We start from the raw sequence: 8878 nt of genomic DNA, 5'->3' as shown, positions 1-8878 counted from the left end.
ATTTCTGCAAGTAACGTCATTAGATACCTCTTTCTTAACCAAATAGCGACAGTATGACAAAAAAATGCCAACTCATAGCGGGAGGCCCTAAGAAAGTCTCTCCCGAACGAGCGGAGCGAGCCCGACAGAGAGTTGTTTCTGTATCTGTATGATAGTCAATGAGTAGCATTTACAATCATCAGCGAGATGCGCACAAATGGTTAGAAACACCTTTCTCTCCAACTTGTTGTTCACTACGTCCTTGACGACGAGGTTGAATCAATTCAATTCCTAAACTATCACTTATTAACATCATACCTGGATTCGCAAGAAAACGATCTGCCCAATGTTGATAGATGCGCAGAAGACGAAAAAGGCGACTTCGTTCTGGTAATCTTGGAAATAGATGCAAATAATTACTACTAAGCCACCGATAAAAGCGGCTTTGACTTTGCGCTTTAAGGACATAAAGAACACCAATAGAAACCAGTTCGCTGGGCCAAAGATGACTTCGAGGGTCTTTCCAGACATCTTTCATATCATCATCTACTCGGCAGAACAGTTCAGTGATAAAATCAATCAGAGTCAAGCAGGGCCTCCAGAATGTCGTGTGATAACCCATTCTACGGTCTTTTGTTTGACTCAACAAATCTTGGAGTGTAGCAACAAATGCCAGCAGCGCGATGCGCACAAATGGTTTATACCCTAAATGTCACGTTATTAAACCTATTATTGCATAATAACTGCCTTCATATTGCTTTTATCTTGCCTTTGCAGCGTCTTTAAATGGCCTGTTAATGGTTTCATTGTCTGAATGTCACTCCGTAGACTTAAGTTCATCGGCTTAATACCTGCGTAGCGTTGCGCTAGGCTGTCTCTACGGCGCTCTTGCAAGATATTCAGGAATTTTAGCAGAGTGGTTTTGTGTCGCTTGCCTTCATTGGTTCGTGTGCAGCCCTGTCACACTCGCCCAGGGCGGACACGGTAGGCAAGGAGACGGGCTGAAGCCCGGAAGGGTGTTGTGTCCTGAAAGTGGAATTATCGGTCACAAACAGAAGTTCCGCTGCTAAGATCTCTTCAGCGAGTTTCGTAGAGGGAGCGGAGGAAGGTTAGCCACTTATCTCAACGACCACGAAGGCCAACGCCTATAACGGCCTGTCACCTTCCCCCTTACTGAGCCACAGATCATAAAAGCCAACGCGCTCGAAGCGCAATAATTAATCCGATCACAAGCGACAGCAGAATCAGTATAACACAGAAGTTACTTGACTTTCTGCGCTCTATAGGCTAAAGCCAAGGCCTTTCCAGAGTCAAGCATGTTCTGCATGATAGGATGCGATAATGCGTGTTCTCCTTCATTGTCCGTTTGTTCTGGCAGAAAATACAGGCATCACACGCTACTTAATTGGCCTGCTTCAGGCGCTAGCAGCCCACACGAGTGGGCTGGAGATTCGCTGCCTGGTTCCACCTGGCTGGGACGATTTACCGCCTCCGTTGATCCCTGTTCCTCTCACCGTACACTCCGGCGGGGGCGCTGGCCACCCGCTGGGCAGGCTCCTGCGCGAGACGGCTTTTCTCAGGCGCTTGCACAAAACCGCCCCTTTTGATCTTTTTCATTCTCCCTTTGGTTACCTGCCGTTTTCGGTGCCCACCCCGAGCATCTTAACTGTCCCTGACTTGCGAATTTTGCGTTGGCCGAGGAGCTTCTCCCCTCTCCGGGCGGCATTTTTGCGCTGGGCGATTCCCCGTTCCCTCCGAAATGCCACGCGGGTGTTGCCCATGTCGGAGTTTACAAAACGCGAAATTCTGGCATTAGTGCCGGGTGTCCAGGCAACGAAGCTCACCGTGGCCTATCCAGGTTTGGACACGTTCTGGAGCCTTCCCGCCACACCCGCCGAACGCTCCGCTTTGCGCAAGCGCATCGCGGATCCGTTTGTGCTGGCGGTGGGAACAAGCGAGCCCCATAAGAACCTGGAGATACTGATTGCAGCCATGAAATACCATCCGGAAAAAAAACTTGCTCTGGTTGGAAAAACTTTTGCAAGTGGGCGAAAAAAACGCCTTATCTTGCCCTCCAACGCACTCCCACTGGGTCACTTGACCGATACCGAGCTGCGTGCCGCCTATGCAGAAGCAAGTGTCTACTGCTTTCCTTCGCTCTATGAAGGCTTCGGCTACCCTCCCCTGGAGGCGCTGGCTCAGGGCTGCCCCGTGGTTGCGGCCGACATTCCTGTGCTCCGTGAAGTCCTGGGGCAGTCCGCCACCTTTGCAGATCCACACGACCCCGCAGCGCTGGCTGTGGCGCTTACCGAGGCACGCTACCAGACCACACCGTCCTACACCTGGCAGGCGCATGCCCAGATCGTGCTGGCAGCCTACCGTGCTATACTAAACGCGTGACAGCTCCTTCGATCCAGCTCGCCAACATCACGGTTCGTTTTGGCGCGGTAACGGCACTCGAGGACATCTCCTTGGCGCTTCCGCCAGGTGAGCGGATTGCGGTTATCGGGGAGAATGGCGCGGGTAAGTCCACTTTGATGCGCGTGCTCTTTGGACTACTCCAACCCGACTCGGGTGAGCTACGACTGGAGGGCAGCGCCACGCGCTTCTCCTCCCCACGGGCCGCCATTAACGCAGGAATTGGGATGGTGCAGCAGCACTTTGAGCTGATTGCGCCGTTTACAGTCACGGAAAATATAATTCTTGGCAGTGAGCCATGTCACGGCATGCAAATCAATCTCCCCGAGGCACATGCACAGATCCAGCGCCTCGCCGAGGAGAGTGGACTGGCAGTGGATCCCCGTGCCCGTGTGGAGGAGCTCTCAGTGGCAGCGCAGCAGCGGGTTGAGATTCTCAAGGCGCTCTACCGCAAAGCCCGCGTGCTGATCCTCGATGAGCCCACCGCCACGCTCGCCCCTCCCGAGACACGCGATCTCTGGGCCGCCACACGCCGCCTCACGGCTCTTGGTGTGACCGTGGTCTTTATTACCCATAAGCTCAGTGAAGTGATGGCTCACGCTGATTCCGTGACCGTTCTGCGGCGCGGCAAGCACATTCTGACGGCAAAGACAAGCGAGACGACGACGCAGGAGCTAGCCGTGGCAATGGTGGGAAGCTCACGGGAAGAGGGGCAGCGGAGCGGGGAGCGGGCAAGCGAGGGAGCGGGCCTCACGCTCCATAATCTCACCGTCCGTAACGACCGGGGCGTCGTGGCACTGGAGAACCTCACACTTAGCGTCGCGCCAGGAGAGATTATGGGAGTTGCGGGAGTGGACGGTTCCGGGCAGACGGAGCTTATCGAGGTGATTGTGGGGCTACGTCAGCCTGAGAGCGGGACGATTGAGCGTGGTGGTAAAGAAGCGGCTATTGGCTTTATCCCTGAGGATCGCCACCGCCATGGGGTCGTGCAGAGCTTCTCGCTCGCCGAGAACATCGTGCTCGGTCGGCACCGTGAAACGAGCTTTCGGGGAGTGGGTGGTGTGATGAAAAAAAATGCCCTGCGAGAGTTTCTGGCCGAGTGCGTCGCCACTTTTGATGTGCGGGGCGCAGAGCAGCCCAGCGCCCCGATGCACTCGCTCTCGGGTGGCAACCAGCAGAAGCTCGTTTTGGCAAGAGAACTCTCGAAAAATCCCAGGGTTATTGTCGCCTCTCAGCCCACGCGTGGGCTCGATTTTGCCGCCACTGCCTTTGTCCATGAGCGCCTGCGCGAGGCCGCCGACAACGGCGCGGCAGTCTTGGTTCAGTCGCTAGACTTGAGCGAGGTGCTTACGCTCTCAGATCGCGTCGCCGTGCTTCTCGAAGGCAAGCTGGTCGGCGTGGTTGATCGCGCAGAAGCCACCGAGGAGCGCATCGGTGCACTGATGACGGGAGCACACGGAGTGGAGTTGTGAGAGCTGCTCTCGCGTTTCTTGCGGCGCTTCTTCTCGGTGGACTGGCGATTGCGCTGATCGGGCAGAGTCCTACCGAAGCCTACAAGGCCCTGTGGGAGGGCAGCTTGGGCACGCCCGATGCGTGGGCACGGACACTCGGGCAGGCGACGCCGCTCTTGCTCACGGGGACCGCAGTGGCGGTGGGGCTTTCTGTTGGATTGTTCAATATTGGAGCCGAGGGGCAGATGGCTGTCGGAGCACTTGCCGGAGCCGTTGTCGGTGCCTTGGTGCCAGGCGTGCTCTCGGTGCCACTGGGGCTGCTGTGCGGGGCACTGGGCGGCGCTTGCTGGGCGTGGCTCCCGGTGTGGCTAAAGCTGAGACGTGGGGCACACGAGGTCATCACGGCCATACTTCTCAACTACATCGCCCGCAACCTCACGCGCTGGCTGGCAACCGTGCCCCTAAAAGACACCAGCGGCCAGGCCCCCCAAACCGCTGAGGTATCTGCCGCGCTTCCCCGCTTGCTCACGGGCCATGATGTGCATGTCGGGCTGCTACTAGGACTACTGGCGGTCGGAAGCGTCGCCTGGGCGCTCGCACGCACCAGCTGGGGCTACGAGACGCGCCTCGTGGGCCAGAATGCGTATGCGGCAAAGGCAGCGGGCGTAGACGTCGAGCGCGTGACCCTGCGGGCGTTTCTGCTCTCGGGGGCGCTGGCCGGGCTAGCGGGTGCGGTCGTGGTACTCGGTGTCGTGCCCTTTCGGCGCTTCCCCGCCGACTTCTACGGTATCGGCTACGGCTTCGATGGCCTCGCGGTTGCACTTCTGGCTGGGAGTATTCCTTGGGCCGTCCTGCCTGCTGCACTCCTCTTTGGAGCGCTCGGAGCCGGAGCCGATCAGATGAGCTTCGCCACCGAAACCCCTAAACAGCTCGCTCAAGTTGTACAGGCGCTACTGATTCTCGGCCTCTCCGCACGCTTCGTCTGGAAAAAACAAAAAGCCCCCCGCACTTGAGGCGCAGGGGGCTTGGGGAAAAGAGAGGTTACTTCGCCTTTTTATCCAGTGCAGCAAGCGCGTCCTTGACGGGCTTGATCGAGCGCTCTTTTATCGGAGACTCGGGAACGGTCTTGAAGTTGAGCGGGTTGTAGCCCTTCATCATCGTGTCGAAGCGCTTCTTCATCGTGGCAACATCCATGCCACCACCGCCGCCACCCGGAGCGCCACCGCCGCCCATGCGCATACCACCGCCACCGCCGCCGCCGAAGCCACCACGCTCACTCATGATCTGCGCAAGCTTCTTGGCCTGGGCAGGCGTGAAAGTCGCACCCACTTGCTTGAGCATGTCCTTGGCATTGACATCGGTCATGATCGGCTTGCTCTTCCAAGGGCCAACCACAGCAAGAATTTTCTTAGCCTGATCTTTTGTCAGCGCCGTCTTCGGGTCTTTTTCGAACTCCGCCAGCGCACCGAGTGTCCGATTGACACTGGAGAGGCTCTTATTCTTGTCGCGCCACTCCCCAAACTTCTTAAACATCGCCATCATCTCAGGGGAGGGAGCGGCCCCGCCCATACCGCCGCCGGGAGGGCCTCCTTGAGCACGCACCGCGCCTGAGACCGTCAGTAACAAAGCCGCCGCCAGAGGCAACGCTAATTTTTTCATGATTTGAAACCTTTCAAAGAAACTATTCGTATCGAAGTGCATCGATAGGGGAGAGATTCGACGCTTTTAGCGCCGGATAGAAACCAAAGAAAATACCAACCACTGCGGAGAAGCCAAATGCGAGGCTAATAGAGGACCAGGAAACTTGAACACGCCAGCCATTGGCCTGTGCAATCCCATCGCTTCCTAGCTTCCCCATCGCCACCCCAATCAATCCCCCAACGAGGGAGAGAAAGAGCGCCTCTAAGAGAAACTGAGTCAGAATATCCAGCCGTCGTGCGCCAATGGCTTTCCGAATACCAATCTCGCGAGTACGCTCGGTCACGGAGACGAGCATGATGTTCATGATCCCGATCCCGCCCACCACGAGCGAGACAATCGCCAGATACTTAATCAGATTTCCGAACGTATCTTGCTGCTCGTTTTGTGTGGCGGCGATATCGGCCTGGTTAAAGATAATAAAGTTGTTGCCCGTGGAGCTTGTCCCCAGGCGCTTTTGCATCACTTTCTCCAGCTCGGTTTGTGCACGGCTCATCAGTCCGAAGGACTTGGCCTGAACCGTGATGCTATTGACATTCTCAATCCCAAAAAGGCGGCGCATCGCGGTGGTAACGGGCACATAGACGGCATCATCGGGGTTGCGAAAGCCCATGCCGCCTTTTTCTTTCATGACCGCCACCACTTTGAAGCTCTGACTATTGATCCGGATGGTTTTATTCAGCGCGGACGAGGCGGTTCCAAACAAGTCTTTTGCCGTGGTCGAGCCCAGAGCCGCGACGCGTTTTTGAGAGCGGACATCATCGGCGGTGAAGTAGCGTCCGTACTGAACGGGGTGATTACTCACCGTAGGATAGGAGGGGCCGTTGCCATTGACCGTGGTACTCGTGTTTTTATTAGTCGCCTTGATCGTGGATGATTTATTCACCGAGGGATAGGCATCTCCCACGGAGGGGCAAGAACGCTTGATAAGCTCCACATCCGAGAGCTTCATCGTGCTCTGGGAGCCAAAGCCCATGCTCACCCCGCCACGCCGCTGCTGGCCCGGCAGAACCGTCAGGACATTGCTCCCTAGTTTCTGGATGCTCTCCTCGACGGCGGCCTTGCTCCCCTCCCCAATGGAGATGGCGACAATAACGGCCCCCACTCCGATAATTACCCCGAGCATGGTCAGAAAGGAGCGGAGCTTGTTGGCCCCCAAGCCAGTCAGGGCCATCTGGAGGCTCACCAGAAACGCATTGCCCCGCCCGAGACCAGAGCTTTCTTTACGCGAAGGAGCGGGAGAGGTTGCGGTTGCCATTACCGACGTCCTCCGCCGCCACCCATACCACGGTTGTTGGCAAAGGGTGATCCGCCCGCGGCCTTGGGTGGCTCCGGCTCGATGGTCTGGGTCACCACACTATCGCCCTCGACGAGGCCAGACGTGATCTCCGTAGTATCGTTTCCGACCGTACCGACTTCCACTTTGGCTTTCGTGATCTTGACATCAATCATCGTACCCTCTTCGGCGGGAATGCCGGTTGTGGCATCGGGCGGGGCGGCCTTGCCACCCGTAGCTTTCTCCACGTACTTCGTGCCGTCATCGTCGTCTTTGATGGCATCGTTGGAGACAACCAGAACATTGCTCACTTCTTTAACCACAAACTGGCACGTGGTGTTCATGCCCGGCTTGAGAAGCTGGAACGTCGGGGTGGAGTTATCTACTTCAACCCGAACATGGACACTGGTGACGTTCTGGTTGACCACGGCCTGCGGATCAACACGAATGACTTTCCCCTCAAAACTAGTTCCTGGGTACGCCTCAACAGAGACATCTACTTTCTGGCCCTCGTCCACATTGGCGACATCTGTCTCATCCACCACGACATCCACGTACATCCGGCTGGTATCGCCGATTGTCATCATGCTGGCGCCTGCGGAGCTAATTCCCATAGCGGACGCGATAATCGTCCCCTGCTCCACGGTCTTGGCAAGCACGACACCACCCATCGGGGAGCGGATCTCCGTGCGCTGAAGTGTCGTCTCCGCATTGGTGCGGCTCGCCGTCGCCCGCACAATGGAGGAGTTGTTGGTATCCACATCGTAGTGCCGAACATCGTTGGTACCAATATTGGTACGAGCCTGATCCAGCGCCACTTTGGCACGCATCAGCGCCGCCTCGCTCTGTTTAACAGCGGCCTCGGTCTGCTTGACCGACGCTTCTGCCTCCAGAACGGAGTTTTTGCGGTTGGAGATATCCGCAATCCCTGCCTGGGCTTGATCGAGGGCTGCCTTGGTCTGGGCCACACGGGCATCCGCGGACTCCAGCGAGCCACGTAGCTCACTACCGACGGTATCCTGCTTGATCTTAGCGGAGGTAAGAGTCGCCTCAGCTACCTCAAGACTTGCCCGCGCACTGTCCACGGCCTGCTGGGAGACGAAGCCTCGCTCGACAAGTGCTTTCTGACGGTCGAGCAATAAGCGGGCATTGTCTCGATTGGCAATGGCCTGCTTGTAGGCAGCATCAGCGGCGGCACGTAGCTGCTGTGTTGTGGAGTCGAGCTGCTCACGCTGCACTTTGGCCTGATCGTAGCTTGCCTGGGCATTGGCGATGGCGGAGTTGGTCAGCGCGGGCTGGGTCTCGGCCTGCTGACGAGACGTTAAGAGCCGCGCCTTTGATGCCGCGAGGTTTGCCTGTGATGCGCTCAGAGTCGCCTCCGCGGAGCGAACACTCACCTGGGCATCGCGCACCGAGATCTTGCTCTGCGCCACCTGGAGCTGCCAGGTCTTCTGGCTCTGGTCGCGGCGGGCCAAGGCGGAACGCTCATCGGCCTTCGCCAAATTAAGCTGCGTCTGGACATCAAGCGGGTCAATGCGTGCCAGAAGCTGGCCCGTAGTCACTTTACTGCCGATATCAACGCCCAGGTAGGTAAGCTCCCCCCCTGCACGTGCTTTGATATCCACGACCTTCCATGCCTGAAGCGTCCCACTGGAAGAAACTGTCTTTTTGACACTGCCGGTCTCCGCCTTGCCCAGCTTGTACTGGGTTTTCTGCGCTGCCGCACTAGCTCCTGCCAGCCGCTTACTTAGAAAGTAGCCGCCTCCGCCCAGTACAGCCAGGGCAACAACAATGGAAATCAGCTTCCTTAACACTCCGGGTTCACCTCACTTGTGGAATACAGCATTCCTGAATACATCATGACCTGCACGAATGAAAAAACGATTAAAAGGCTTTAGATAGCCCTACCACAATACCAGGTTTGTGCTTAGTCGTCACTTGTGTTTTTCCCGAGTGTGCCACGGCTATTCAGTTTTTGCCTCCCCCCGGCTTCGCCGACCCCCTCCGGCTCCGCGAAGGGGGTACAAGAGATCAAGATGGTAAAGTCAGATTCCTA

The 8878-nt window shown here is 57.0% G+C and carries 7 protein-coding genes; 3 read left to right on the top strand and 4 right to left on the bottom strand.

Translation table 11 applies throughout. From position 1 onward, the window contains the following. Positions 1-178: 178 nt before the first annotated feature. Complete coding sequence (locus ACH2ED_RS02640; protein ID WP_395088652.1) at positions 179-670, bottom strand: hypothetical protein; 492 nt, start codon at positions 668-670, stop codon at positions 179-181. Between the two features lie 650 nt (positions 671-1320). Here ACH2ED_RS02640 and ACH2ED_RS02635 point away from each other — a divergent pair. From ACH2ED_RS02635 to ACH2ED_RS02625, 3 genes are read left to right on the top strand one after another with little or no spacing between them, the layout of a single operon-like run. Further along, positions 1321-2379, top strand: a complete 1059-nt coding sequence (locus ACH2ED_RS02635) for a glycosyltransferase family 4 protein (protein WP_395088651.1) — start codon at positions 1321-1323, stop codon at positions 2377-2379. Continuing rightward, positions 2376-3869 carry an ABC transporter ATP-binding protein gene (locus tag ACH2ED_RS02630; protein ID WP_395088650.1) on the top strand — a complete coding sequence of 498 codons (1494 nt, stop codon included), beginning with the start codon at positions 2376-2378 and terminating at the stop codon, positions 3867-3869. Before ACH2ED_RS02635 ends, ACH2ED_RS02630 begins: the two co-directional genes overlap by 4 nt. Next, positions 3866-4861 carry an ABC transporter permease gene (locus tag ACH2ED_RS02625; protein ID WP_395088649.1) on the top strand — a complete coding sequence of 332 codons (996 nt, stop codon included), beginning with the start codon at positions 3866-3868 and terminating at the stop codon, positions 4859-4861. Before ACH2ED_RS02630 ends, ACH2ED_RS02625 begins: the two co-directional genes overlap by 4 nt. A gap of 28 nt (positions 4862-4889) precedes the next feature. On the opposite strand, the gene ACH2ED_RS02620 is transcribed toward ACH2ED_RS02625, so the two are convergent. The 3 genes from ACH2ED_RS02620 to ACH2ED_RS02610 are packed head-to-tail and all read right to left on the bottom strand — an operon-like array spanning position 4890 to position 8636. Then, the gene (locus tag ACH2ED_RS02620) at positions 4890-5507 is read right to left on the bottom strand and encodes a hypothetical protein (protein ID WP_395088648.1); all 618 of its coding nucleotides are present in this window, start codon (positions 5505-5507) and stop codon (positions 4890-4892) included. 22 nt (positions 5508-5529) lie between these two features. Then, positions 5530-6804 (bottom strand): ABC transporter permease, encoded by a 1275-nt coding sequence (locus ACH2ED_RS02615; protein WP_395088647.1) that lies wholly within the window; start codon positions 6802-6804, stop codon positions 5530-5532. Further along, complete coding sequence (locus ACH2ED_RS02610) at positions 6804-8636, bottom strand: efflux RND transporter periplasmic adaptor subunit (RefSeq protein WP_395088646.1); 1833 nt, start codon at positions 8634-8636, stop codon at positions 6804-6806. Before ACH2ED_RS02610 ends, ACH2ED_RS02615 begins: the two co-directional genes overlap by 1 nt. Positions 8637-8878 lie beyond the last annotated feature (242 nt).

This window comes from Armatimonas sp., from assembly GCF_043757465.1.
Taxonomy (GTDB): domain Bacteria; phylum Armatimonadota; class Armatimonadia; order Armatimonadales; family Armatimonadaceae; genus Armatimonas.
The sequence above is the reverse complement of the archived record's forward strand: the minus strand, read 5'-3'. Positions and strand labels throughout refer to the sequence as shown.